The 25,249-nt window shown below is 70.6% G+C and carries 26 protein-coding genes; 20 read left to right on the top strand and 6 right to left on the bottom strand.

Annotation, left to right across the window (positions count from 1 at the left end; all coding sequences use genetic code 11):
- The first annotated feature begins 28 nt into the window (after positions 1-28).
- The 6 genes from AMK18_RS28420 (at position 29) to AMK18_RS28395 (ending at position 6,529) form a co-directional block, all read left to right on the top strand.
- The gene (locus tag AMK18_RS28420; RefSeq protein ID WP_026171678.1) at positions 29-1,297 is read left to right on the top strand and encodes a hypothetical protein; all 1,269 of its coding nucleotides are present in this window, start codon (positions 29-31) and stop codon (positions 1,295-1,297) included.
- Positions 1,298-1,364: 67 nt separating this feature from the next.
- A complete protein-coding gene (locus AMK18_RS28415; protein WP_018104333.1) occupies positions 1,365-1,973 on the top strand; it encodes a TlpA family protein disulfide reductase in 609 nt (202 codons plus the stop codon).
- A gap of 25 nt (positions 1,974-1,998) precedes the next feature.
- Positions 1,999-2,739, top strand: coding sequence for a cytochrome c biogenesis CcdA family protein (locus tag AMK18_RS28410; RefSeq protein ID WP_037786247.1), 741 nt, complete (start codon positions 1,999-2,001; stop codon positions 2,737-2,739).
- A gap of 6 nt (positions 2,740-2,745) precedes the next feature.
- Positions 2,746-4,467 (top strand): cytochrome c biogenesis protein ResB, encoded by a 1,722-nt coding sequence (gene resB / locus AMK18_RS28405; RefSeq protein ID WP_073865009.1) that lies wholly within the window; start codon positions 2,746-2,748, stop codon positions 4,465-4,467.
- Positions 4,464-5,546 carry a c-type cytochrome biogenesis protein CcsB gene (gene ccsB, locus AMK18_RS28400; RefSeq protein WP_073865008.1) on the top strand — a complete coding sequence of 361 codons (1,083 nt, stop codon included), beginning with the start codon at positions 4,464-4,466 and terminating at the stop codon, positions 5,544-5,546. Before resB ends, ccsB begins: the two co-directional genes overlap by 4 nt.
- Before the next feature lie 80 nt (positions 5,547-5,626).
- Positions 5,627-6,529 (top strand): phosphotransferase, encoded by a 903-nt coding sequence (locus AMK18_RS28395; protein WP_073865007.1) that lies wholly within the window; start codon positions 5,627-5,629, stop codon positions 6,527-6,529.
- Here AMK18_RS28395 and AMK18_RS28390 read toward each other — a convergent pair.
- On the bottom strand, positions 6,526-6,912 hold the full coding sequence (locus AMK18_RS28390) for a PLD nuclease N-terminal domain-containing protein (protein ID WP_018104328.1): 387 nt from the start codon (positions 6,910-6,912) through the stop codon (positions 6,526-6,528). The two genes, AMK18_RS28395 and AMK18_RS28390, sit on opposite strands and share 4 nt — an antisense overlap.
- A gap of 89 nt (positions 6,913-7,001) precedes the next feature.
- On the opposite strand from AMK18_RS28390, the gene AMK18_RS28385 reads away from it, so the two are divergent.
- Positions 7,002-8,459 carry a menaquinone biosynthesis decarboxylase gene (locus AMK18_RS28385; protein ID WP_073865006.1) on the top strand — a complete coding sequence of 486 codons (1,458 nt, stop codon included), beginning with the start codon at positions 7,002-7,004 and terminating at the stop codon, positions 8,457-8,459.
- A complete protein-coding gene (gene mqnP / locus AMK18_RS28380; protein ID WP_073865005.1) occupies positions 8,456-9,373 on the top strand; it encodes a menaquinone biosynthesis prenyltransferase MqnP in 918 nt (305 codons plus the stop codon). The genes AMK18_RS28385 and mqnP overlap by 4 nt, the downstream gene beginning before the upstream one ends.
- Here the strand turns inward: mqnP and AMK18_RS28375 are convergent.
- Complete coding sequence (locus AMK18_RS28375; protein WP_073865004.1) at positions 9,363-9,956, bottom strand: rhomboid family intramembrane serine protease; 594 nt, start codon at positions 9,954-9,956, stop codon at positions 9,363-9,365. The two genes, mqnP and AMK18_RS28375, sit on opposite strands and share 11 nt — an antisense overlap.
- 102 nt (positions 9,957-10,058) lie before the next feature.
- Between AMK18_RS28375 and AMK18_RS28370 the strand changes: the two genes are divergently transcribed.
- Entirely contained in the window at positions 10,059-10,724 is a 666-nt protein-coding gene (locus AMK18_RS28370) for a UbiX family flavin prenyltransferase (protein WP_073865003.1), read from the top strand.
- Between the two features lie 13 nt (positions 10,725-10,737).
- Here AMK18_RS28370 and AMK18_RS34970 read toward each other — a convergent pair whose 3' ends face one another.
- Positions 10,738-10,875, bottom strand: a complete 138-nt coding sequence (locus tag AMK18_RS34970; protein ID WP_018104323.1) for a hypothetical protein — start codon at positions 10,873-10,875, stop codon at positions 10,738-10,740.
- A 132-nt stretch (positions 10,876-11,007) separates the two neighbouring features.
- On the opposite strand from AMK18_RS34970, the gene AMK18_RS28365 reads away from it, so the two are divergent.
- The 6 genes from AMK18_RS28365 (at position 11,008) to AMK18_RS28340 (ending at position 16,245) form a co-directional block, all read left to right on the top strand.
- Positions 11,008-11,463, top strand: a complete 456-nt coding sequence (locus AMK18_RS28365) for an Lrp/AsnC family transcriptional regulator (RefSeq protein ID WP_018104322.1) — start codon at positions 11,008-11,010, stop codon at positions 11,461-11,463.
- A 46-nt stretch (positions 11,464-11,509) separates the two neighbouring features.
- Positions 11,510-12,673, top strand: a complete 1,164-nt coding sequence (mqnE, locus tag AMK18_RS28360) for an aminofutalosine synthase MqnE (protein WP_018104321.1) — start codon at positions 11,510-11,512, stop codon at positions 12,671-12,673.
- Between the two features lie 123 nt (positions 12,674-12,796).
- Positions 12,797-13,321: a GNAT family N-acetyltransferase gene (locus AMK18_RS28355; protein WP_198957097.1), complete on the top strand. Its 525-nt coding sequence runs from the start codon at positions 12,797-12,799 to the stop codon at positions 13,319-13,321.
- A 132-nt stretch (positions 13,322-13,453) separates the two neighbouring features.
- Positions 13,454-13,708, top strand: coding sequence for a DUF4229 domain-containing protein (locus tag AMK18_RS28350; RefSeq protein ID WP_018104319.1), 255 nt, complete (start codon positions 13,454-13,456; stop codon positions 13,706-13,708).
- Positions 13,709-14,116: 408 nt separating this feature from the next.
- The gene (locus AMK18_RS28345) at positions 14,117-15,463 is read left to right on the top strand and encodes a dicarboxylate/amino acid:cation symporter (RefSeq protein WP_018104318.1); all 1,347 of its coding nucleotides are present in this window, start codon (positions 14,117-14,119) and stop codon (positions 15,461-15,463) included.
- 161 nt (positions 15,464-15,624) lie between these two features.
- Positions 15,625-16,245 carry a TetR/AcrR family transcriptional regulator gene (locus AMK18_RS28340; protein ID WP_018104317.1) on the top strand — a complete coding sequence of 207 codons (621 nt, stop codon included), beginning with the start codon at positions 15,625-15,627 and terminating at the stop codon, positions 16,243-16,245.
- On the opposite strand, the gene AMK18_RS28335 is transcribed toward AMK18_RS28340, so the two are convergent.
- Together AMK18_RS28335 and AMK18_RS28330 are read right to left on the bottom strand one after the other, a co-directional pair.
- Positions 16,235-17,047: a MaoC family dehydratase gene (locus AMK18_RS28335; protein WP_073865002.1), complete on the bottom strand. Its 813-nt coding sequence runs from the start codon at positions 17,045-17,047 to the stop codon at positions 16,235-16,237. The two genes, AMK18_RS28340 and AMK18_RS28335, sit on opposite strands and share 11 nt — an antisense overlap.
- 4 nt (positions 17,048-17,051) lie before the next feature.
- Positions 17,052-18,371: a 3-oxoacyl-ACP reductase gene (locus AMK18_RS28330; RefSeq protein ID WP_073865001.1), complete on the bottom strand. Its 1,320-nt coding sequence runs from the start codon at positions 18,369-18,371 to the stop codon at positions 17,052-17,054.
- A 76-nt stretch (positions 18,372-18,447) separates the two neighbouring features.
- Between AMK18_RS28330 and AMK18_RS28325 the strand changes: the two genes are divergently transcribed.
- Positions 18,448-19,725 carry an acetyl-CoA C-acetyltransferase gene (locus tag AMK18_RS28325; RefSeq protein WP_073865000.1) on the top strand — a complete coding sequence of 426 codons (1,278 nt, stop codon included), beginning with the start codon at positions 18,448-18,450 and terminating at the stop codon, positions 19,723-19,725.
- A gap of 91 nt (positions 19,726-19,816) precedes the next feature.
- Entirely contained in the window at positions 19,817-21,730 is a 1,914-nt protein-coding gene (locus tag AMK18_RS28320; RefSeq protein ID WP_073864999.1) for an AMP-dependent synthetase/ligase, read from the top strand.
- A gap of 7 nt (positions 21,731-21,737) precedes the next feature.
- Here AMK18_RS28320 and AMK18_RS28315 read toward each other — a convergent pair whose 3' ends face one another.
- Positions 21,738-22,460, bottom strand: coding sequence for a helix-turn-helix domain-containing protein (locus AMK18_RS28315; RefSeq protein ID WP_073864998.1), 723 nt, complete (start codon positions 22,458-22,460; stop codon positions 21,738-21,740).
- Between the two features lie 262 nt (positions 22,461-22,722).
- Between AMK18_RS28315 and AMK18_RS28310 the strand changes: the two genes are divergently transcribed.
- From AMK18_RS28310 to AMK18_RS28300, 3 genes are read left to right on the top strand one after another with little or no spacing between them, the layout of a single operon-like run.
- A complete protein-coding gene (locus AMK18_RS28310) occupies positions 22,723-23,391 on the top strand; it encodes a hypothetical protein (RefSeq protein WP_073864997.1) in 669 nt (222 codons plus the stop codon).
- Between the two features lie 52 nt (positions 23,392-23,443).
- On the top strand, positions 23,444-24,448 hold the full coding sequence (locus tag AMK18_RS28305; protein WP_073864996.1) for an ATP-binding cassette domain-containing protein: 1,005 nt from the start codon (positions 23,444-23,446) through the stop codon (positions 24,446-24,448).
- A complete protein-coding gene (locus AMK18_RS28300) occupies positions 24,445-25,221 on the top strand; it encodes an ABC transporter permease (protein WP_073864995.1) in 777 nt (258 codons plus the stop codon). Before AMK18_RS28305 ends, AMK18_RS28300 begins: the two co-directional genes overlap by 4 nt.
- The last annotated feature ends 28 nt before the right edge of the window (positions 25,222-25,249 follow it).

Raw genomic sequence — 25,249 nt, 5'->3', positions numbered from 1 at the left:
GGCAAAACGACCGCAGATGGGAAGCCGCATGCGTGAGATCAGCCGAAGGGGATTGCTCGGAGCCGGTCTCGGTGCCGCGGCCGCCGCCGGAATGGCGGGGTGCGGCACCACCGGCTCCTCCGGCCCCGGCGCCGGAGACGGAAGCCCGAGCCCCGACAAGGGCGCCGCGGGCCAGAAGGCCGGCGGCACCTCGAAGGGCGCCGGGAACAAGAAGGACGTCCGTGCCATCGGCGACGGTTCCACCGCCGACACCGGAAAGCAGCCGAAGCAGCCGCAGGCCCCCGTGCCGCTGGAACCCGGGCAGAAGCCGCCGCAGTTCGTGATCTTTTCCTGGGACGGGGCCGGCGAGGTCGGCAACGGGCTCTTCCCGCGCTTTCTCGAACTCGCCCGGGAACACGAGGCGTCGATGACGTTCTTCCTCTCCGGCCTCTATCTCCTGCCGGAATCGAAGAAAACGCTCTACCGCCCGCCGAACAACCCCGTCGGCGCCTCCGACATCGGCTATCTCACCGATGCCCATCTCAAGGAGACGCTGAAGAACGTCCGGCAGGCCTGGTTCGACGGCCACGAGATCGGCACCCACTTCAACGGGCATTTCTGCGCCGGATCCGGATCGGTCGGCAACTGGACCCCCGCCCAGTGGCAGAGCGAAATCGACCAGGCGATCTCCTTCGTCACCCAATGGCGCACCAACACCGGCTGGGACAACGAGGAATCGCTCCCCTTCGATTACCGCAAGGAACTCGTCGGCGGCCGCACCCCCTGCCTCCTCGGCCAGGACAATCTGCTGCCCACCGCCAAGAAGCTCGGCTGGCGCTACGACGCCAGCTCGCCCGGCGGCACCCAGGTCTGGCCCGTCAAACGCCAGGGCGTCTGGGACCTGCCGCTCCAGGGCATCCCCTTCCCCGGGCACACCTTCGAAGTCCTCTCCATGGACTACAACATCCTCGCCAACCAGTCGCAGAACTCGACCAAGGGAATGCCCTCCCGCTATCCCGGCTGGCGCGAACAGGCCACGCAGTCCTACCTCAGCGGATTCAAGCGCGCCTACGAGACGAACCGCGCGCCCTTCTACATCGGAAACCACTTCGAGGAGTGGAACGGCGGCATCTATATGGACGCCGTCGAGGAAGCGCTCAAGCAGATCGCCGGAAAGCCGGATGTGCGCCTCGTCTCCTTCCGGCAGTTCGTGGACTGGCTCGACGTCCAGGACCCGGCGGTCCTCGACAAGCTCCGTACACTCCAGGTCGGCGAAGCACCCGCGGGCGGCTGGAACACCTTCTTTAAACGAGCCTGACAACGGGCTTTACGGGCACCGAGGGGGGTGCCCAAGATCCCCGGAACGGCCATGCGAAACTTTTCACATGAGCCATGGCCGCGCACCCCGACGCCGCTTCACGCTGCTCGCCGCCCCCCTGGCGGCCGCCGCCCTCGCCGTCACGCTGACCGCGTGCGACTCCGGCACCAAGACCAGCGGCGGCGGCGACACCAACTTCGTCACGGGCAGCGGTGGCATCGCCACCGCGCCCAAGAGCGAGCGCGTCGACGCACCGGAGCTCGACGGCGAGACCGTGGACGGCAAGCAGCTCGATCTCGCCGACTACAAGGGCAAGATCATCGTCCTCAACGCCTGGGGCTCCTGGTGCGCCCCCTGCCGGCTCGAAGCGAAGTACTTCAAGCAGGTCGCCGAGGACACGAAGGACAAGGGTGTGCAGTTCGTGGGCATCAACACCCGCGACAACTCCAAGAGCAACGCCGTGGAGTTCGAGAAGAGCCACGGGACGCCCTACCCCAGCTTCTTCGACCGGACCGGCAAGCTCCTGCTGCGCTTCCCCAAGGGCACCTTCCGGCTCCAGTCCATCCCGTCGACCGTCGTGATCGACCGGGACGGCAAGCTCGCCGCCCGCTTCGTGGGCCCGATGGACGACACCGATCTGCACAAGATGCTCGACCCGCTGATCGCGGAGAAGTGATCAGGTGAGCACCCTCGCCGCCGCCATGCAGAACAACACCGTCCTCAACGGTGCCCTGCTGGTCGCCCTGCCCATCGCCCTGCTCGGCGGGCTCGTCTCCTTCTTCTCGCCCTGCGTCCTGCCGCTCGTCCCCGGCTACCTCAGCTACGTCACCGGGGTCAGCGGCGCCGACCTCGCCGAGGCCCGGCGCGGCCGGATGGTCGCGGGCGCCTCGCTGTTCGTCGCCGGCTTCACCGCCGTCTTCGTCTCCGGCGGCGCCCTCTTCGGCTACTTCGGCGACACCCTCCAGGCCAACAGCGGGCCCCTCACCAAGGTGCTCGGCGTCCTGATGATCCTCATGGGCGCCTTCTTCATGGGCCTCATGCCGTGGATGACGCAGCGCGAATTCCGTATCCACCGGAAACCGGTGACCGGGCTGGTCGGCGCCCCGCTGCTCGGCGCCCTCTTCGGCATCGGGTGGACCCCGTGCCTCGGGCCCACGCTCAGCTCGGTCTCCATCCTCGCGATGAACCAGGGCACCGCCGGACGCGGCGCCATACTGACCGTGGCCTACTGCCTGGGCCTGGGCATCCCCTTCGTGCTCGCCGCCGTCGCCTTCCGCAAGGCGCTCGGCGCGTTCGGCTGGGTCAAGCGCCACTACGCCTGGGTCATGCGCATCGGCGGCGGAATGATGATCGTGACCGGGCTGCTCCTGCTCACAGGCGCGTGGGGCAGCATGATGCAGGAACTACAGGGCTGGTCGGACGGCTTCCAGGTGGGGATCTGAGTACCAATGAGCAACACCACCTCCAACCGCTCCCAGGAGCGGGACCAGGAGAACGCAGCTGAGCTCGGCGCCGCCGGCTCCCAGCTCTCCACCGCCCCCCGCGAGGAGACACTGGCGAACCTCCCCGCCATGGGCGTCATCGGCTGGATCCGCTGGTTCTGGCGCCAGCTGACCTCCATGCGGGTCGCGCTGATCCTGCTCTTCCTGCTCTCGCTCGGCGCCATCCCCGGCTCGCTGATCCCGCAGAACAGCGTGGACGAGCTGAAGGTGCAGACGTTCAAGGACGCGCACACCCTCGTCACGCCGATCTACGAGAAGCTCCAGTTCTTCGACGTCTACAGCTCGGTGTGGTTCTCCGCGATCTACATCCTGCTGTTCGTCTCGCTCATCGGCTGCATCGTCCCGCGCACCGCCACCTTCGTCGGCCAGCTCCGCAGCCGCCCGCCGGGCGCCCCCAAGCGCCTCACCCGGCTGCCCGCGTACACCACCTGGCGCACCGAGGCCGAGCCCGAGAAAGTCCACGAGGCCGCGCTCGCCATCGTCCGCAAGCGCCGCTACCGGGCCCACCTCGCCGGGGACGCCGTCGCCGCCGAAAAGGGCTACCTGCGCGAGGCCGGCAACCTGATCTTCCACGTCGCGCTCATCGTGATGCTCGTCGCCTTCGCCTGGGGCCAGCTCTTCAAGTACGAGGGCGCCAAGCTGGTCGTCGAGGGCGACGGCTTCTCCAACACGATCATCCAGTACGACAACTTCAAGTCCGGCTCGCTGTACGACGACGACTCGCTGACCCCGTTCAGCTTCACCCTGGACGACTTCGTCGGCACGTACGAGCGCAAGGGGCCGCAGATCGGCACCCCGCGTACGTACGAGGCGCGCGTGACCTTCTCCGACGGCGCGTACGGCAAGCCGGAGAAGAGGGTCATCAAGGTCAACGAACCCCTCGTCGTCCACGGCACCAAGGTCTACCTCAACGCCCACGGCTACGCCCCCGTCGTCTCCGTCAAGGACGGCCGGGGCAAGGAGATCTTCAACGCTCCCGTCCCGCTGCTGCCCATCGACAACAACGTCACGTCGAGCGGCGCCATCAAGGTGCTCGACGGCTACCGGAACAAGAACGGCAAGGTGGAGCAGCTCGGCTTCCAGGCGTTCTTCGTGCCGACCTTCGCGGGCAACGGCAAGGGCACGATGTTCTCCCAGTTCCCCGCCGCCGACTTCCCCGTCCTCGCGCTCAACGGCTACCACGGCTCCATCGGCGTCGACTCCGGCATCGCGCAGAACGTGTACCAGCTGGACACCAGCAAGATGAAGGAGTTCAAGGACGCCAAGGGCAAGCAGCTCAAGCAGCGCCTCCTCGTCGGCGAGACGATGAAGCTGCCCGACGGGGCCGGCTCCATCACCTTCGAGGGCCTCCAGGAATGGGCGAGCTTCCAGATCTCCGAGCAGCCCGCCAGCGGCTGGGCGCTCACCGGTGCCGTCGCCGCCATCGCCGGACTCGCCGGCTCCCTGTTCATCCAGCGCCGACGCGTCTGGATCCGGGCCGTGCGCGGCGCCGACGGCGTCACCGTGGTCGAGATGGCCGGGCTCGGCCGCAGCGAGTCCGCGAAGCTTCCCGAGGAGCTGGCCGACCTCGCGGTCACGCTCAACGCCGAGGCGCCCACCGCGCCCGGCACCGACAGCGACGTCGCCGAGGCGTCCTCCGTAGAACCCGCCGAAGGGGCTGAGAAGTGAATCTCGCCGCCGCAACCAACGAGAATCTGGCACACACCAGCAATGTGCTGATCTATTCGTCCATGGCCGTCTACACCCTGGCCTTCTTCGCGCACATCGCGGAGTGGGTGTTCGGCAGCCGCAGCAAGGTCGGCCGCACCGCCGCCGAGCTCACCGCCGAACAGGGCGCCGCCGGTACGGTGAAGGTCCAGGTCGCCGCGAAGGGCGGCGCCACCGCCGTACTGGAACGGCCGAAGATCGTCACCCGGTCCGCGACCGGCTCGCGGGACGTCCCGGACGGGCCCGGCGCCGCGGGCGGCACCTTCAAGGGCGACCTCTACGGGCGGATGGCGGTCTCGCTGACCGTCCTCGCCTTCCTGGTCGAGGCCGGCGGCGTCCTCGCCCGCGCGCTCTCCGTGCAGCGCGCGCCCTGGGGCAACATGTACGAGTTCTCCATCACCTTCTCCACGGTGGCGGTCGGCGCGTACCTGATCCTGCTCGCGCTGAAGAAGAACGTCCGCTGGATGGGGCTGCTGCTCGTCACCACCGTCCTGCTGGACCTCGGTATCGCGACCACGGTCCTCTACACCTCCAGCGACCAGCTGGTGCCCGCGCTGCACTCGTACTGGCTGTGGATCCACGTCTCCACCGCCATCATCTGCGGCGCCGTCTTCTACATCGGCGCGGTCGGCACCCTGCTCTACCTCTTCCGCGACAGCTACGAGAACAAGCTCGCCAACGGCGGGCAGCCGGGCGCCTTCGCGCAGTCGGTGCTCTCCCGGCTGCCGTCCGCTTCGACCCTCGACAAGTTCTCGTACCGGGTCAACGCGGCGGTCTTCCCGCTCTGGACGTTCACGATCATCGCGGGCGCGATCTGGGCCGGTGACGCCTGGGGCCGCTACTGGGGCTGGGACCCCAAGGAGGTCTGGTCCTTCATCACCTGGGTCGCGTACGCCGCCTACCTGCACGCCCGCGCCACCGCCGGCTGGAAGGGCCGCAAGGCCGCCTACCTGGCCCTGGTCGCCTTCGGCTGCTGGCTGTTCAACTACTACGGCGTCAACATCTTCGTCACCGGCAAGCACTCGTACGCCGGCGTCTGACGCGCACCACGACGACACCGCCTGCCCGCCACCGGTCCGCCGGGGCGGGCAGCGGTCTTTCCCCGGGGGAGGGGCAGCGCATGACCATGCACGACGACCAGGTGGACGTGACCACGGAGACCGTCGCGGCCCTGATCCGCGACCAGTTCCCGCAGTGGGCGGGCGAGGCCGTCCGCCCCCTGGCCTCCACCGGCACGATGAACACCATCTTCCGCATCGGCGACGGCCTCTCCGCGCGCTTCCCGCTGCACGGGGCCGACCCCGCCGAGACGCTGGCGGCCCTCGAACAGGAGGCCCGGGCCGCCGCGGAGCTGGCACGGGCCACCCGCTTCCCCGCTCCGGAACCGGTCGCCCTGGGCGCGCCCGGCCCCGGCTACCCCATGCCCTGGGCCGTCCAGACCTGGCTCCCGGGGACCAACGCCTTCGACGCCGACCCGGCCGCCTCCGACGCCTTCGCCCAGGACCTCGCGGACTTCGTCGCCGGCCTCAGGGACGCCGACACGCAGGGGCGGACCTTCGGCGGCGGGGGGCGCGGCGGAGTGATCGCCGACCACGACGGCTGGATGGACACGTGCTTCCGGGGGAGCGAGGGCCTGCTCGACGTGGACCCGCTGCGCGCGCTGTGGAGCGGCTTCCGGGAACTGCCGCGCACGGCCCCCGACGTGATGAGCCACGGCGACCTGATCCCCGGCAACGTCCTGGTCCTGGACGGCCGGCTCGGCGGCGTGCTCGACACCGGGGGCTTCGGCCCGGCCGACCCGGCGCTGGACCTGGTGGGCGCCTGGCACCTGCTGGGCCCGGGCCCGCGCGAGGTGTTCCGCCGGTCGCTGGGCTGCGACGACCTGGAGTGGGAGCGCGGCCGGGCCTGGGCGTTCGAGCAGGCGATGGGCCTGGTCTGGTACTACGCGGAGAGCAACCCGGCAATGAGCGCCCTGGGCCGCCGCACGGTGGCCCGCCTGCTGGACCCGGCGGGCGCCGCCTAGGAGGCTTCCTCGGTGCCGTTCTCGCGGCGCTTCAGCTCCTCCTCGCGGCGGCGCAGATCCGCCTCCCAGTCCTTGAGCAGCGCCTCGTCGTTCTTGTTCTCTTCCTTCAGCGACTTCAGGAAGTCCGGGTTGTCGTCCGGGGCCACCCACTGCTGACGGTGGTTGCGGTGCCACTCGGAGGGCGTACGGCCTCCGGCGGGGGCCTGGCGGACCTTGCCCGCGGCGAGCCAGACGATCGGGCCGACGATCCAGAACAGCAGGATGATGAAGACCCAGGCGATCTTCGGCAGGTGCTTGGCCTCGTCCTCCGGGGTGTTCAGGCAGTCGATGAACGCGAAGATCGTCAGCGCCAGCGGCAGAAGGTAGATCAGGGCCCGCAGCATGGTGGAAAGATCCCCCCGAGGAGAGTTGGCGGGGCTTTGCCCCGCCCCGGTGACGGGCCCAGAGTAGCCGGTGGCCGATACTGGACGGCATGGCTTACGACGATCTTCGATCCCTCCTCCGGGCTCTGGAGCGCGAGGGCGAGCTCAAGCGCATCAAGGCCGAGGTCGACCCCTATCTGGAGGTCGGTGAGATCGTCGACCGGGTGAACAAGGCCGGCGGGCCCGCGCTGCTCTTCGAGAACGTCAAGGGGTCCTCGATGCCCCTGGCCATGAATGTCTTCGGGACCGACAAGCGGCTGCTCAAGGCGCTCGGGCTGAAGTCCTACGGCGAGATCAGCGAGAAGATCGGCGGGCTGCTCAGGCCCGAGCTGCCGCACGGGTTCGTCGGGGTGCGGGAGGCCTTCGGGAAGCTCGGGTCGATGGTGCACGTGCCGCCGAAGAAGGTGAAGGGCGAGAACGCGCCGGTCCAGGAGGTCGTCCTCACCGGCGACGACGTGGATCTGGACCAACTGCCCGCGCTGTTCACCTGGCCCAAGGACGGCGGCTCGTTCTTCAACCTGGGGCTCACCCACACCAAGCACCCCGAGACCGGCATCCGCAACCTCGGGCTCTACCGGCTCCAGCGGCACGACCGGCGCACCATCGGGATGCACTGGCAGATCCACAAGGACAGCCGCAACCACTACCAGGTCGCCGCCCGGCGCGGGGAGCGGCTGCCGGTCGCCATCGCGTTCGGAGCGCCGCCCGCCGTCACGTACGCCTCCACCGCGCCGCTGCCCGAGGACATCGACGAGTACATGTTCGCCGGGTTCCTCCAGGGCAAGCGGATCGAGATGGTCGACTGCAAGACCGTGCCGCTCCAGGTCCCGGCCAACGCCGAGGTCGTCATCGAGGGCTGGCTGGAGCCGGGCAAGACGCTCCCGGAGGGACCGTTCGGCGACCACACCGGGTTCTACACCCCGCAGGAACCGTTCCCCGCACTGACGATCGACTGCGTGACCATGCGGAAGCGGCCGCTGCTCCAGTCCATCGTGGTCGGCCGGCCGCCGACCGAGGACGGGCCGCTCGGGCGGGCCACCGAGCGGTTCTTCCTGCCGCTGCTGAAGATCATCGTGCCGGACATCGTGGACTACCACCTGCCGGAGTCCGGCGGCTTCCACAACTGCGCGATCGTCTCGATCGACAAGAAGTACCCGAAGCACGCGCAGAAGGTGATGAGCGCGATCTGGGGTGCGCACATGATGTCGCTGACGAAGCTGATCGTCGTCGTGGACTCCGACTGCGACGTCCACGACCTGCACGAGGTGTCCTGGCGGGCCCTCGGCAACACGGACTACGCCCGCGACCTGGTGGTCACCGAGGGGCCCGTCGACCACCTCGACCACGCCTCGTACCAGCAGTTCTGGGGCGGCAAGGCGGGCATCGACGCGACGCGGAAGTGGCCCGAGGAGGGGTACACGCGGGACGGGGGCTGGCCGGACATGGTCGAGTCGGACCCGGAGACGGCGTCCCTGGTGGACCGCCGGTGGAAGGAATACGGACTGTGAGCGCAGCGGAAGCGACCCTGGGATCGGGGCCCGCGCAACCGAACAGCAAGGTGAAGGCCTTCCTGCGGCTCGTGATGATCGAGCACTCGGTCTTCGCGCTGCCCTTCGCGTACATCGCCGCGCTGACCGCGATGTTCCTCGACGGCGGGGAGATCCAGTGGGGCACGCTGCTGCTCGTGACCGTCGCGATGGTCGGGCTGCGGACGTTCGCGATGGCCGCGAACCGGATCATCGACCGCGAGATCGACGCCCGCAATCCGCGTACCGCGGGGCGTGAGCTGGTGACCGGCGCGGTGTCGGTGAAGTCGGCGTGGACGGGGGCGCTCGTCGCCGTCGTCGTGTTCCTCGGGGCCGCCGCCCTGCTGAACCCGCTCTGCCTGGCGCTGGCGCCGGTCGCGGTGATCCCGATGGTGGTCTACCCGTACGGCAAGCGGTTCACGAACTTCCCGCACGCGATTCTGGGGCTGGCCCAGGCGATGGGCCCGGTCGGGGCCTGGCTCGCGGTGACCGGCAGCTGGTCGTGGGACTCGGTCGTCCTGGGGCTCGCCGTCGGCATCTGGATCGGCGGCTTCGACCTGATCTTCGCCTGCCAGGACGTGCAGGCCGACCGGGCGCACGGGGTGCTGTCCTTCCCGGCGCGCTTCGGCATCCCGGCCGCGCTGTGGGGCGCGCGGGTGTGCCACGTGGTGACGACGGGCCTGCTGGTCTGGTTCGGCCTCGCCACGGACGCGGAGGTCTTCTACTGGATCGGCATGGTGATCGTCTCGGTCGCCTTCGTGTACGAGCACCGGGTGGTGCGCCCGCACGACCTGTCGCGGCTGAACCGGGCGTTCTTCTCGGTCAACGGCTTCATCGGGATCGCGCTGTTCGTGTGCGCGCTGCTGGACCTGGTGGTGCGCGGGCTCACGGTGTGAGCGCGCGCGGGGCGGTGGGGCGGCGCAGCGCGAAGGCCGCCACCACCCCGCCTATCAGCCCGAAGAGGTGGCCCTGCCAGCTGACGCCCGGGTCCGTGGGCAGGACGCCCAGGAGCAGCGAGCCGTACCCCGCGGCGACGACCAGGCCGACGACCACGTCGAGCGGGCGGCGGTCCACGAAGCCGCGGACCAGCAGGTAGCCGGAGAGGCCGAAGACCACGCCCGACGCGCCGAGCGTCACGGTGTTCTCCGGAGCGATGAGCCAGACGCCGAGGCCGCTGATCAGGATCACGACGAGCACGGCACCGGCGAAGCGGCGCAGCCCGCCGAGGGCGGCTATGAAGCCCAGGACCAGCAGCGGGACGCTGTTGGACGCGACATGGCCCCAGCCGTCGTGGAGGAACGCGGCGGGCACGATGTCGAGCAGTTCGCCGGGCTCGCGGGGGGAGATGCCGTGGTCGTCCAGGCCGTGGCCGGTGGCGAGGTCGACGGCTTCCAGGATCCAGAGCAGCGCGATCCAGCCGAGCATGAGCGCCCCGGCGGCGAGGGCCCGGTCGCCGGTTCTCATCCGTACGTCGTCCATGGCAGGACACCCCCCTTCACCCAACGGAACGCGCCAAGGGCCTCGGACAGTTCCGGGTACCGCGCGCCGGATAGGCTCGGGGTTGTGGATTCCCGGTCTTCAGTGAGTCAGCAGCAGCGAATGCCTTGGATTGTCGGGGTTTCCGGCGCTTCGGGCACACCTTTCGCCGCCGCGGTGCTGCGCGGGCTGCTGGCGGCGGGGGAGAGTGTGGACCTGGTCGTGAGCCGGGCCTCGCGGCTGACGCTCCTGGATGAGACGGGTATCTCCTACCGCGACGCGCACTGGCGCGAGGACCTGGCGGCCTGGCTGGCGCGGGGGGCGGACGGCAAGCCGGAGACGTTCGACGTGGACCTGTCGGGCGTACGCCACTGGGCGGCCGGTGACCTGGCCGCGGGGCCGTCCTCGGGGTCGTACCCGGCGAAGGGGATGCTGATCGTCCCGGCCTCGACGGCGTGCGTGGCGGGGGTGGCGCTCGGGCTGTCGAAGGACCTGTTGCAGCGGGCGGCGAGCGTGACGCTGAAGGAGCGGCGGAAGCTGGTGGTCGCGGTCCGGGAGACGCCGTTGAGCGGGCAGACGCTGAAGCAGCTGGTGGCCCTGGACGAGGCGGGCGCGGTCGTGCTGCCCGCCTCGCCGGGCTTCTACGCGGGGGCGACGCACATCCAGGATCTCGTGGACTTCGTCGCGGGGCGGGTGCTGGACGCGGCGGGTGTGCCGCACCGGCTGTACCGCCGCTGGGAGGGGGAGCTGGGTGGCGGCTCCCCGGGCTGACGGTGTGTGGGCGTCAGCGCTTCTTGGGCGCGCGCCGGGGACTGCGGGTGCGGTCGACCCGGAGGGCGGCGGCGGGGTGGTGGGCACGCGAGCGGTTGGCCAGATCCTGAAGCTCGCGCATCCGGGCGTAGGCCATCTCGATCGTGTACACGGTGTCGTCACTCCTGAAGATTCGTAAGCGATTTTTGATTGTGCGAGAAGATTTGCAGGCGTCGGTGCCTGCATGCCTTCGATTCTACACGTAGACTTGCGGTACTGCTGAACAATGGAAGGTTTCAGTCATATGGACGCGGTGGACAGGCAGCTCATCCAGGCCCTCCGGGAGAACGGCAGGGCCTCGTACGCCGAGCTCGGACGGCTCGTCGGGCTCTCCGGGCCCAGCGTCACCGACCGCATCAACCGGCTGGAATCCGCCGGTGTCATCACGGGCTACCGCGCCACCGTCGACGCGGCCTCGCTCGGCCTCGGCGTGACGGCCCTCATCGGCATCTCGCTCTCCGACGCCGCCGACCACGAGGACGTGGCGCACCGGCTGAAGGACCTCGCGGAGATCGAGGACGCCTGGTTCATCGCGGGCGACGACTCGTACATGCTCAAGGTCCGGGTGGGCGACGTGGACGGCCTGGAGAAGACGATCCGCCGCCTCAGCGGCACCAAGGGCGTCTCCCGCACCCGTACCACCATCGTCCTCTCCACCAAGTGGGAGAACCGGGTCGGAGACCTCCCCGAAGAGCGCTAGGCGTACGGTGGCGGAGTTCGGTACGGCGAGGAATTGAGGAGCACTGGTGGACGCGGGACTCAAGCGCGAACTGGAGCAGAAGGTCGAAGCCGGTGAGCGGCTGAGCCGTGAGGACGGGATCGCGCTCTACGAGTCCGACGACCTGGCCTGGCTCGGCGGGCTGGCCCACCAGGTGCGTACGCGCAAGAACGGTGACGTCGTCCACTTCAACGTCAACCGTCACCTCAACATGACGAACGTGTGCACCGCCTCGTGCGCGTACTGCTCCTTCCAGCGCAAGCCGGGGGAGAAGGACGCGTACACCATGCGCATCGAGGAAGCGGTGAAGCTCGCCAAGGCGATGGAGGGCGAGAACCTCACCGAGCTGCACATCGTCAACGGGCTGCACCCCTCGCTGCCGTGGCGCTACTACCCGCGCTCGCTCAGCGCGCTCAAGGAGGCGCTGCCGCAGGTCTCCCTGAAGGCGTTCACCGCCACCGAGATCCACCACTTCGAGACCATCTCCAAGCTCTCCGCCTCGGAGATCCTGGACGAGCTGATCGAGGCCGGTCTCGAATCGCTGACCGGTGGCGGCGCGGAGATCTTCGACTGGGAGGTCCGCCAGCACATCGTGGACCACAACACCCACTGGGAGGACTGGTCGCGCATCCACCGGCTCGCCCACGAGAAGGGGCTGAAGACGCCGGCGACCATGCTGTACGGGCACATCGAGGAGCCCCGGCACCGCGTCGACCACGTGCTGCGGCTGCGTGAGCTCCAGGACGAGACCGGCGGCTTCCAGGTCTTCATCCCGCTGCGCTACCAGCACGACTTCGTGGACATGAAGGACGGCAAGGTCCGCAACAAGCTCCAGGCACGGACCACGATGGCGACCGGCGCCGAGGCGCTGAAGACCTTCGCCGTCTCCCGGCTGCTGTTCGACAACGTGCCGCACGTCAAGGTGTTCTGGGTGATGCACGGTGTGCAGACCGCGCAGCTCGCGCTCCAGCACGGCGCGGACGACATGGACGGCTCGGTCGTCGAGTACAAGATCACGCACGACGCGGACAACTACGGCACGCCGAACAAGCTGACCCGCGAGGACCTGCTCGACCTGATCCGGGACGCGGGCTTCCGGCCCGTCGAGCGCAACACCCGGTACGAGATCATCCGCGAGTACCCGGGCCCGGACGCGGAGCGGCGCGAGTCGCCGCAGCCGATGCGGGTCTGACCCGGCGCGCGCCGCGCGCGCGACGCTGCACGTACGAAAGCTCCGGCCACCGTCCCCGGCCGGAGCTTTCTCGCGTTCCGGACCCCGCTTGAACCCGCAAGTTGTAATAGTTAATCTGCGCCTATGGCTCTTACGTTTGAGGTGGACCCGGCCTACGACCGGTCCGTGCGGGACGGCATCGTCGCGCTCTGGGTCGATGTCTCCAACGCGGGCGGCGCGGTGGGCTTCGTACCGCCGGTGTCGGACGAGGACATCCGGCCGGAGCTGCTCAAGCACCAGGTCGCCCTGACCGAGGGGCGGACCCGGCTGATCGTCGGCCGCGACGAGGAGGGGCGCGTCGCCGCCACCGCGTTCCTGACGTTCAACACGCACCGGCTGATGCGGCACTGGCTGTGGGCGTACACCGTGATGGTCCACCCCCGCCACCAGGGCAAGGGGTACGGCCGCGACCTGATGGCGGCGGTCGCGGACGCGGCGCGCGCGACCGAGGGCATCGAGGCGATCCGGCTGACCTGCCGGGGCGGCACGGGCGCCGACCGCTTCTACGCCGCCTGCGGCTACAAGGAGGTCGGCCGCGTGCCGGACGCGATCCGGGTGGCCGAGGGCGACGACCGGGACGACATCTTCATGCTGCTGCCGCTGGGCTGAGCGCGCGGGACGCGGCCCAGCGAATCGATCGATTGCGGGGCATGCTTCACTGGTCGGGCAGGACTGTCGTACGTAGAGAGAAGGCCAGCTGTGTCCGCTGCCAAGCCGAGCGCAACGATCCGGTACACCGCGATGCGTCTCAGCATCTTCGTCGGCTGCTTCGTCGTCGCCGCCATCGCCGTCAACCTCGGAGTGGTGCCGTCCGGGGTCGGGGGGTCCAACATCGTCTGGGTCATCCTGCTCGCCCTGGTGCTGTCCGCGCCGCTCAGCTTCGTCCTGCTGCGCAAGCAGCGCGACGAGATGTCCGAGCAGATCGTCTCCTCGGTCGACCGCGCCAAGGCCCGCCTGGAGGCCAACCGCACGCGCGAGGACGGTGTCACGCAGTAAAGGGAACGTAAGCTTCCTCACACCGCTCGCTTTTTTCCGTCGAACCCCAGCGCGGGAGCAGTCGCTCCTGTACTGGGGTTTTTCGTATGTTCAGGCGGAGTTGGGGATTCCGGGCGGCCGGGGGCGGGTGCGGAGCGCTCTCTCGTACCAAAGAAGACCTTTGAGGTTCTCAAAGTTCAAGTGTTAACGTGTTCGACATGAAGACTGATGTGCGCCTGCGATCTGCCACGAGCGTCCCGCTCGTGGAGCGCCTTCATGTCGATCTCTGCCGCTGTATGTCCGCGGTCTGTTGCCGCAACGTCTGATACCGGCACCATGCAGCGGCGCCGCCCCTGACGCGGGCGCCGCACCCCCGTCCCCCGCACACCGTCCCCGTGCGTCCCGATGCGTCACATCTGGAGTGTGTCCGTGTCCGCGAACCCCGCGTCCACCGCCGAGAAGCCCGCAGGCTCAGGCTTCCGTATACCCAAGGTCCCGTTCTGGGCCCAGATCGTCGCCGGTCTGGTCCTCGGCGTCCTGCTCGGCTGGCTCGCCCGCAGCCAGGACATCGACTGGCTGTACACCACGCTCGACAAGGTCGGCCACATCTTCGTCCAGCTGCTGAAGCTGGCCGTCGCGCCCCTCGTCTTCTTCGCGATCCTGGTGTCGATCACCAACCTGCGCAAGGTCAACAACGCCGCCCGGCTGGCGACCCGCACCCTGCTCTGGTTCATGATCACCTCGCTGATCGCCGTGGCCATCGGCCTCGCGATCGGTCTGATCACCAACCCGGGCTCCGGCACCGGCCTCACCCCGAAGGACGGCAAGCTCCCCGAGCACGCCGGCTCCTGGCTGGACTTCCTGACCGGCATCATCCCGGACAACGTCATCACGCCGTTCGCCGAGCTGAACGTCCTGCAGATCGTCTTCATGGCCGCCGTCGCCGGTATCGCCGCCCTCAAGCTCGGTGAGAAGGCGCAGCCGATCCTCACCCTCAGCGAAGCCGTCCTGGAACTCCTCCAGAAGGCCCTGTGGTGGGTCATCCGCCTCGCCCCGATCGGCACCGTCGGCCTCATCGGCTACGCCATCGCGGACTACGGCTGGGACCTGATCGGCAAGTACGCGACGTTCACCGCCGACGTCTACATCGGCTGCGCGCTGGTGCTGTTCGGCGTCTACCCGCTGCTGCTCGCCACCGTCGCCAAGGTCAGCCCGCTCCAGTTCTTCAAGGGCGCCTGGCCCGCGATCCAGCTGGCGTTCGTCTCGCGCTCCTCGGTCGGCACCATGCCGGTCACCCAGAAGGTCACCGAGCGCCTGGGCGTCCCGAAGGAGTACGCCTCCTTCTCCGTCCCGTTCGGCGCCACCACCAAGATGGACGGCTGCGCCGCGATCTACCCGGCGCTCGCCGCGATCTTCATCGCGCAGATCTTCGATGTGCAGCTGGGTGTCGGTGACTACGTCCTGATCGCGTTCGTCTCGGTCATCGGTTCGGCGGCCACCGCCGGTCTGACCGGTGCGACGGTCATGCTGACGCTGACCCTGTCGACCCTGGGCCTCCCGCTGGAGGGCGTCGGCCTGCTGATGGCCATCGACCCGATCCTGGACATGATGCGCACCGCCACCAACGTGGCCGGCCAGGCGCTCGTCCCGGTGATCGTCGCGGCCCGCGAGAAGATCCTGGACCACGACGCCTACAACTCGGCCTCCGCCTCCCCGGTGGACGACGACGAGGAGATCCGCGACACCGAGCCGGAGCGCGTCCCGGTCGCCGCCTGATCGCTTCACCCGCTTCACCCGAGGGCCCCTTCTCCCGTGCGGAGGAGGGGCCCTCGGCATGGCGGCGTACGACGGGGTCCGCGCGCGCCCCGTAGGCTTACCAGGGAGTAGTACTGCGGGGGAGGGAGGGAGTCGACGTGGGTGCTGTGCGGAACAAGCGGATGCCGCGCGCCGTGCGCGAGCAGCAGATGATGGACGCCGCGGTGCAGACGTTCGGGCAGCGGGGGTACCGGGCCGCCTCGATGGACGAGATCGCCGAGCTGGCCGGGGTGTCGAAGCCCCTGGTCTACCTGTACCTGAATTCGAAGGACGAGCTGTTCACCGCGTGCATCCGGCGTGAGGCGCAGGCGCTGCTGGCCGCCGTGCAGGGGGGCGTGGAACCGGGTCTCCCGGCCGACCGGCAACTCTGGGAGGGGCTGCGGGCGTTCTTCACGCACACCGCGGAGAACCCGGACGGCTGGGCGGTGCTGTACCGGCAGGCGCGGACCCACGGGGAGCCGTTCGCCACCGAGGTCAACGTGATGCGCGAGGAGATCGTCGCCTTCGTGACCGGTCTGATCGGCGCCGCCGCCCGCGAGGCGCACCACGACCCGGCGCTCCCGGACCGGGACGTGGCGGGCCTCGCCCAGGCCCTGGTGGGCGCCGCGGAGGCGCTGGCCGGCTGGGCCAACGAGACCCCGGGCGTCTCGGCCCGGGAGGCGGCGGCCACGATGATGAACTTCTCCTGGGCGGGCCTGGAGAACCTGATGAACGGCCGCCCGTGGCAGGTACCTACCCCGTAGTGCCGGTCAGGTGCAGCCGCTCGCCGTCCTTGCCGCCGCGCAGCTGGAACGCGTGGCCGTCGGAGGCGTACGTGACCGTGCCGGGCAGCAGGACCGGGGCGCGGAAGTCCGCCCGTACGGTGCGGAGCGTGGCCGGGTCCGGGGTTTCGGCCAGGCAGCGGGCGACGGTCCACATGCCGTGGGCGATGGCCCGGGGGAAGCCGAAGAGCCGGGCGGTCAGCGGGTGGAGGTGGATCGGGTTGCGGTCGCCGGAGGCCGCCGCGTACCGCCGTCCGAGGTCGCCGGGCAGCCGCCACTCGGTGACGGCGGAGAGCGGCGCGGGAGGCGTCACCGGTGCTGGGGCCTCCGTACGCGTCGCGTGCCGGGACAGATAGCCGCTGCGGGACTCCCACACCAGCTCGCCCGCGAGTCGCGCCTCGGTCACCACGGTGACCTCGGTGCCGCGCCGGTGCGGGCTCAACTCCTCTGCGTACACCGTGAGTTCGAGCGAATCCTCCGGGCGCAGGGTGCGGTGGGCGGTGATCTCGATCCAGGTGTGGACGAGTCCGGTGACCGGGAGCGGGAAGTCGCGGCGGGTCATCAGCCGCATGGCCAACGGGAACGCCATCACATGCGGGTACGTCACCGGCAGCGGCCCGGTCGCCGGGAAGCCGCAGATCGTCCGGTACGCGGCCAGGCGTCCCGGTGCGGGAGGCGCGGCGGGCAGGCGGAGGCGCCCGGCGGGGAGGGTGGCGCCGGGGCGTCCGGCGCGCTTGAAGGGCGAGGTGACGGCGCCCCGGGCCAGCGAGAGGGTGAGGCTCATCGGGTCACGCCCCCAGCAGGCTCTGGCCGCAGACCCGGACGACCTGGCCGTTGACGGCGGCGGACGCGGGCTGGGCGAACCAGGCGGTGGTCTCGGCGACGTCGACCGGGAGGCCGCCCTGCGCGAGGGAGTTCATCCGGCGGCCCGCCTCGCGGATGAACAGCGGGACGGCCGCGGTCATCTTCGTCTCGATGAAGCCGGGGGCGACCGCGTTGACCGTGACGCCGTGGTCGGCGGCGGCGCGCGGGGCCAGGGAGCGGACCAGGCCGATGATTCCGGCCTTGCTGGCCGCGTAGTTGGTCTGGCCGTTGTTCCCGGCGATGCCCGCGATGGAGGCGGTGGCGACGATCCGGCCGCCCCGGTTGACGGTGCCCGCCTTCAGCAGCGCGTCGGTGGTGCGCAGGACGCTGTCCAGGTTGACGTCGATGACCTGGGCCCAGCGGTCGGCGGCCATGTTGGCGAGCCGCCGGTCGCGGGTGATGCCCGCGTTGTGGACGAGGATGTCGAGCCCGTCGGGCGCGGCGGCCGCGATGCGTTCGGCGGCGTCGTCGGCCGTGATGTCGAGGGGGAGCGCGGTGGCGCCGAGGCGGTCGGCGGTGCGCACCAGGTCCTCCTGGGCCTGCGGCACGTCCAGGCAGACGACCCGGGCGCCGTCGCGGGCCAGGACCGAGGCGACGGAGGCGCCGATGCCCCGGGCGGCGCCGGTGACCAGGGCGGTCCGCCCGGCCAGCGGGGCGGCCCAGTCGCGGACCGGGTCGGGGGCGGCGCCGGTGACCTCGATGACCTGGCCGCTGACGTACGCGGACCGGGGCGAGAGCAGGAAGCGCAGGGTGGACTCGGCGGAGGCGACGGCGGACGGGGCGATGCGGACCAGCTGCACGGTGGCGCCCTTGCCGACCTCCTTGCCGAGCGAGCGCGTGAAGCCTTCCAGGGCCTGCTGGGCGGCGGCCTGGTGGTGGTCCTCCGGTGAGGGCCGCACCCCGAGGACGACGACCCGGCCGCCGGGGGCGAGCGAGCGGACGACCGGGTGGAGGGCGGCGTGCACGGCGCCCAGCCCGGCGGCGGTGTCCACGGCGGTCGCGTCGAGGACGAGCGCGGCGGGCCGGTCCGCGCGGGCGACGACCTCCAGGCCGGTGGCGGTGAGGGCCGCGGCCAGCTCCTCGGTGACGGCGGAATCCCCTGCGGTGAGGTGGAGTACGGGGCCGGTGAGCGTCGGCGTCTCCAGGCTCCAGCGGCGCAGCCGGGCGGGCTGCGGGAGACCGAGTTTCCGGGTGAGGAACTTGCCGGGTGCCGTGCCGGTCAGGTGCAGATAGCGGTCGGCCATTGTCCAGACTCCCTGCTCGGTCGTAGATTTACTCCGGAGTAAGGTTACTCAAGAGTCAGGAGCTGGTCGAGATGAGTTGGTCGAGTTGATTCCCCTCGCACTCCCGCAGCCCCGCCGGGTCGCGGTCATCGGCGGCAGCCGTATCCCGTTTGCCCGGTCCGACGGGCCCTACGCGCAGGTCTCCAACCAGCAGATGCTGACCGCCGCGCTGGACGGCCTGGTCGAGCGGTTCGGGCTCCAGGGCGAGCGCGTCGGCGAGTTCGCGGCGGGCGCGGTCCTCAAGCACAGCCGCGATTTCAACCTGGCCCGCGAGACGGTGCTCGGCTCGCGGCTCGACCCGCGCACCCCCGCGTACGACGTCCAGCAGGCGTGCGGCACGGGCCTCCAGGCGGTCATCGCCGCCGCCAACAAGATCATGCTCGGGGCCGTCGACTCCGCCATCGCGGGCGGCACGGACACCACCAGCGACGCCCCGCTCGGCGTCAACGACGAACTGCGGCGCCTGCTGCTCTCCGTCCGGCGCGCGAAGTCGGCGGGCGCCCGCGCGAAGGCCCTCACGGGCGTACGGCCCCGGCACCTCGTCCCGGACATCCCGCGCAACGCCGAACCCCGCACCGGCCTTTCGATGGGCGAGCACGCGGCGCTCACCGCCCGGCAGTGGGACATCGGCCGCGCCGAGCAGGACCTCCTGGCCGCCACCAGCCACCAGCGGCTCGCCGCCGCGTACGAACGGGGCTTCCTGGACGACCTCGTCGTCCCGTACCAGGGCCTGGAACGCGACCAGAACCTGCGCCCCGGCTCCACGGTGGAGAAACTCGCCACGCTGAAGCCCGTGTTCGGCGCGGACCACCCCGACGCGACGATGACCGCGGGCAATTCGACGCCCCTCACGGACGGCGCGGCGACCGTGCTCCTGGCGAGCGAGGAATGGGCCGAGGCGCACGGCCTCGAACCGCAGGCGTACCTCTCGCTGTACGAGACCGCCGCGGTGGACTACGTGAAGGGCGAGGACGGGCTGCTGATGGCGCCCGCGTACGCGGTGCCCCGGCTGCTGGAGCGGGCCGGGCTCGGCATCGAGGACTTCGACCTCTTCGAGATCCACGAGGCCTTCGCCTCCCAGGCGCTGGCCACGCTGGCCGCCTGGGAGAAGCAGGGGCTCGCGCCCGTCGACCGGGACCGGCTGAACGTCGCGGGCTCCTCGCTCGCCACCGGCCACCCCTTCGCCGCGACGGGCGCCCGCATCGTCGCCACCCTCGCCAAGCTCCTCGCGGAGCGGGACGCCCCGGGCCGCGGCCTGATCTCGGTCTGCGCGGCGGGCGGCCAGGGCGTCACGGCGATCCTCGAACGTGTGTGAACGCGGCGGTGCGCGGCGCGGCGGGACCGCGCCGCGCACCCCCGTACGACAGCAGTGAACCCGCCCGTCCCCCCTTGCCGAGGAGCCGCACGTGTCCACGCCACCCGCACCTTCCCCCGCACCCGCCGTCCCCGCCCTGGTCGAGCCGACGCTTGAGCGGGATGCCCACGGGGCCGTCCGGCAGGTCTCCGTACCGGCGTTCGCGCCGCCCGTCCGGCGGGGGTCGCTTGCCGAGATCCCGTTCGACAACGCGCGCGAGGCGCCCGCCGACGCCGTGCTCAGCCGGAAGCAGCCGGACGGGAGCTGGCAGGACGTGTCGGCCGCCGAGTTCGCCGCCGAGGTGCTGGCCGTCGCCAAGGGGCTGATCGCGGAGGGGCTGCGGGCCGGTGACCGGATCGCGATCATGGCCCGTACGACGTACGAATGGACGCTGCTCGACTTCGCGGCCTGGGCGGCCGGTCTGGTCACCGTGCCGATCTACCCGACCTCGTCCGCCTTCCAGGCCCGCTGGATCCTCCAGGACTCCGGGTCCGTGGCCTGCGCGGTCGAGACGGCGGACCAGGGCCGGATCATCAGCCAGGAACGCAAGCAGCTCCCCGGGCTCGCGCATCTGTGGCAGTTCGACACGGGCGCGCTCGGGCGGCTGAAGAAGCTCGGGCAGCAGCTCCCGGACGACGCCGTCGCCGAGCGGCGCGCGACCCTGGAGCCGGAGACCCCGGCGACCCTGATCTACACCTCGGGGACCACGGGCCGCCCGAAGGGGTGTGTGCTGACCCACGGCAACTTCTTCGCCGAGGTCGACAACGCGATCGAGCTGCTGCACCCGGTCTTCAAGTCGGTGAGCAAGTACCCCGCCTCGACCCTGCTGTTCCTGCCGCTGTCCCACGTCTTCGGCCGGATGGTCGCGATCGGCTGCCTGCGCGCCCGGGTCCGGCTCGGCCACGCGCCGTCGATCCAGACCGAGGACCTGCTCGCCGATCTGGCCGGTTTCAAGCCGTCGTTCCTGCTGGCGATCCCGTACGTCCTGGAGAAGGTCTACAACACGGGCCGGGCCACCGCCGAGAAGATGGGCCGCGCCTCCTCCTTCGACCGGGCCGCCCGGATCGCCCAGCGCTACGGCCAGGCCGTCGAGGCCGCCGAACACGGCACGGGCCCCGGCCCCGGGCTCGGGCTGCGCGCCGCCCGGGCGCTGTACGACCCGCTGGTCTACCGCCGCATCCGGGCGGCGCTCGGCGGCCATGTCCGGTACGCGATCTGCGGCGGCTCCCCGCTGGGGCGGCGGCTCGCGGCGTTCTACGCGGGCGCCGGCATCGAGATCTTCGAGGGCTACGGCCTGACCGAGACGACCGCCGCCGCCACGGTCACCCCACCGCTCAAGCCCCGCCTGGGCACGGTCGGGTGGCCGATGCCCGGCACCGCCGTACGCATAGCCGAGGACGGGGAGGTGCTGCTCAGCGGCGGGCAGGTGTTCCAGGGGTACTGGGACGCGGAGCGCGGGGTGTCCGTGCCCGTGCTGGACGGGGGCTGGTTCGCGACCGGTGACCTGGGCGCGCTCGACAGCGACGGCTACCTCACGATCACCGGCCGCAAGAAGGACATCATTATCACGTCGGGCGGGAAGAACGTCACCCCGGCCCCGCTGGAGGACTGGCTGCGCGCCCATCCGCTGGTCGGCCAGTGCATGGTCGTCGGCGACAACCGGTCCTTCATCACGGCCCTGATCACGCTGGAGGCGGACGGGCTGGCGCACTGGTGCCGGATGCGCAAGAAGCAGAACGTCCCGATGCGCGAACTCGTCCACGACGAGGAGCTGCGCACCACGCTCCAGCGCGCGGTGGACGAGGCCAACCGCCTGGTCTCCCGCGCGGAGTCGATCCGCAAGTTCACCGTGCTGCCGGTGGACTTCACGGAGGAGAAGGGCCACCTCACGCCGTCCCTGAAGCTGAAACGGGACGCGATCGCGCGGGACTTCGCGGAGGAGATCGAGGCGCTGTACCGGAAGTGAGGGTCCGTCAGGGCCCCGGGTCCGGGGCCTTGGTGTGGAGGATGGCCCGGGCCTGTTCGGCGGCCCGGGCTATCGATTCGGAGACGAAGTCCAGGTAGCGGGCCATGTTCTCCAGGCGGGTGCCCGCCGCCGTGTCCGCGCCCAGGACGGGGACGCCCTTGCGGGCGGTCTCGGCGAGCTGGGCGGTGGAGTGGGCGCTCGCCATCATCGACTCGTGCATGAGCTCGTCGTCGACGACATAGCGTTCCCGGCGGCCCTCGCGCTCGCGGCGGACCATGCTCTGGGTCTCCAGGAACGCGACCGCCTTGGACACGGAGGCCGGGCTGACCTTCAAGTGCGAGGCGAGTTCGCCCGCAGTGAGGCTGCCGGTGTCGCTGAGGGTCAGGGCCGCGAGGACCCTCGACATCATCTGGGGGGCGCCCGAGGCCGTCATGGCCGTCGTGAACATCTCCTCGTACGCGCGTACCGCCTCGGCGTCCCGGCCGTAGGGCTGCGGGTCCGGGCGCGCGTCGCGGGGCGCGGGGTTCTTCCGGCGGTGGGCGCGCTGCTCGGCGGTGCGGTGGGCGACGTCGGCGCGGTAGCCCGCGGGGCCGCCGTTGCGCGTCACCTCGCGGGTGATGGTCGAGGTGGGGCGGTCCAGCTGCCGGGCGATCTCGGCGTAGGCCAGACCGTCGGCCAGGCCCCGGCCGATCTGGCGGCGTTCCTGCTGGCTGAGCCTGCCTCCCGGCATCGCGTACTCCTTCGTGGCGCGGGCCCGGCCGTGCGGTGGCCGGTGGGCCGACTATAGCGTTCGCTGACAGCCCATTGCAACGAATGGCGAGGAGTTCGTTGCGTTACTCCTGAGCTCATTGCTCCAACTTCTCTGCTTTGACGTGCCGTTACGCGGATCTGATGCAACAAGTGTGTTGCCGGGTACGTGAACGCAACGTAGCGTTTCTCTCATCGGAAAGCGCGAGCCACCCCGGTTCGCGCCACCCCAGAAGGAGCGCACCATGCCGAAGTTCGACACCCCCGCCGCCGTCACCGCCCGCGTCGCGATCCCCGCCGGTCTCATCCGGTTCATCGCCGCCGACCGCGCCGACACCGTGGTCGAGGTCCTGCCCGCCGACCCCTCCAAGAGCCGCGACACCAAGGCCGCCGACCGCGTCGAGGTCGCGTACGCCGACGGCGTCCTCGACATCCGGGCCGCCAAGGAGGGGCGCAACCGGCTCCTCGGTGACTCCGGCTCCGTCGAGATCACCGTCCAGCTGCCCGCCGGGTCGCACGTCGAGGCGAAGGCCGGCGCCGCCGAGTTCCGGGGCGTCGGACGCCTCGGGGACGTCGTCTTCGAGGGCGGCCACCGCTCCGTCAAGGTGGACGAGGCCGCCGGTGCCCGGATCTCCGCGCACGACGGCGCCGTCATCGTCCGCCGCCTCACCGGCCCCGGCGAGCTCAGCGCCCAGCGCGGCGACGTGACCGTCGAGGAGGCCACCCGCGGCGAGCTCACCCTCAGCACCCAGCTCGGCGACATCAGCGTCGGCGCGGCGCGCGGCGTCCCGGCCGTGCTCGACGCGGGCACCGTCCTCGGCCGCGTCGACAACGCCCTGATGAACGACGGCGCACCCGTCCTGACCATCCGGGCGACCACCACCAAGGGCGACATCACCGCCCGCAGCCTCTGACCACCTCGTAGAAGCACCCCCCCCACCTCGTACCAGCAGAAGGAGCCCCACCATGACGAACCCGGCCATCGCGGCGAACGGACTGCGCAAGGCGTACGGCGAGAAGACCGTGCTCGACGGGATCGACCTCAGCATCCCGGCCGGAACGGTGTTCGCGCTGCTCGGCCCGAACGGCGCGGGCAAGACGACCGCCGTCAAGATCCTCTCCACGCTCATCCCACCCGGCCAAGGGTCCGGCGCGATCAGCGTCGGGGGCCACGACCTGGCCACCGACGCGCAGGCGGTACGCGCCACCATCGGCGTCACCGGGCAGTTCTCCGCCGTCGACGGGCTGATCACCGGCGAGGAGAACCTGCTCCTGATGGCGGACCTGCACCACCTGCCGAAGGCCGAGGGGCGGCGCGTCACCGCGGAGCTCCTGGAGCGCTTCGACCTCACGGAGGCGGCGAAGAAGCCCGCCTCCACCTACTCGGGCGGCATGAAGCGCCGCCTGGACATCGCGATGACCCTCGTCGGGAACCCGCGCATCATCTTCCTGGACGAGCCGACCACCGGGCTCGACCCGCGCTCCCGGCACGGCATGTGGCAGATGATCCGCGGACTGGTCGAAGACGGGGTGACCGTCTTCCTCACCACCCAGTACCTGGAAGAGGCCGACGAACTCGCCGACCGCATCGCCGTCCTGCACAACGGGAAGCTGGTGGCCGAGGGCAGCGCCGAGGAGCTGAAGCGGATCGTCCCCGGCGGGCACGTCCGGCTGCGGTTCAGCGACCCGGCCGCCTACCGGGACGCGGCGGCCCACCTCGGCGGCGACGCCGTCCGCGACGATGCCGCGCTGGCCCTGCAACTCCCCAGCGACGGTACCCAGAGCATCCTGCGCTCCATCCTCGACCGGCTGGACGCCGCCGGGATCGAGGCGGACGAACTCACCGTGCACACCCCCGACCTGGACGACGTCTTCTTCGCCCTGACCGAAGCCGGCGCCGAGACCGAATCCGGCACCGAATCCGGTACCGACGCCGTCATCCCCGCCCCGACCAAGGAGTCCGTCCGATGAGTACCCTCTCCCTCGCCGTGCGCGACTCGGCCACGATGCTCCGCCGCGACCTCCTGCACGCCCGGCGCTACCCCTCGCTCACCCTCAACCTGCTGCTCACCCCGGTGATGCTGCTCCTGCTGTTCGTCTACATCTTCGGCGACACCATGAGCGGCGGCGCGGGCCGCGACGCGTACATCGCGTACATCGTGCCCGGCATCCTGCTCATGACGATCGGCTCGACCACCGTCGGCACCGCCGTCTCGGTCTCCATGGACATGAGCGAGGGCATCATCGCCCGCTTCCGCACCATGGCCATCCACCGGGGCTCGATCCTCTTCGGCCACGTCGCGGGCAGCGTGCTGCGGACGCTGATGAGCGTGGTCCTCGTCGGGGCGGTCGGGGTGGCCATGGGCTTCCGCTCCACCGACGCCACCGTCCTGGAATGGCTCGGCGCGCTCGGACTGCTCGCCCTGTTCACCCTGGCCTTCACCTGGATCGCCGTGGGCATGGGCCTGGGCAGCCCCAACGCGGAGGCCGCCAGCAACAACGCCACCCCGCTGATCCTGCTGCCGCTCATCTCCAGCGCGTTCGTCCCGCTGGGCTCGATGCCCGGCTGGTTCCGGCCGATCGCCGAGTACCAGCCCTTCACCCCGGCGATCGAGACCCTGCGCGGACTGCTGCTCGGCACGGAGATCGGCCACAACGGGTGGCTCGCGGTGGCCTGGTGCGTCGGCCTGACCGTCCTCGGCTACTTCTGGTCCAGGGCGCAGTTCGAACGCGAACCGAAGTAGCGATCCGGCGCCGAGGGCGGCCGGGGCC

Origin of the sequence: Streptomyces sp. CB01249, from assembly GCF_001905735.1 — a bacterium.
Classification (GTDB): Bacteria; Actinomycetota; Actinomycetes; order Streptomycetales; family Streptomycetaceae; genus Streptomyces.
Note: the sequence above shows the minus strand (reverse complement) of the source record. Positions and strands in the feature narration are given on the sequence as shown.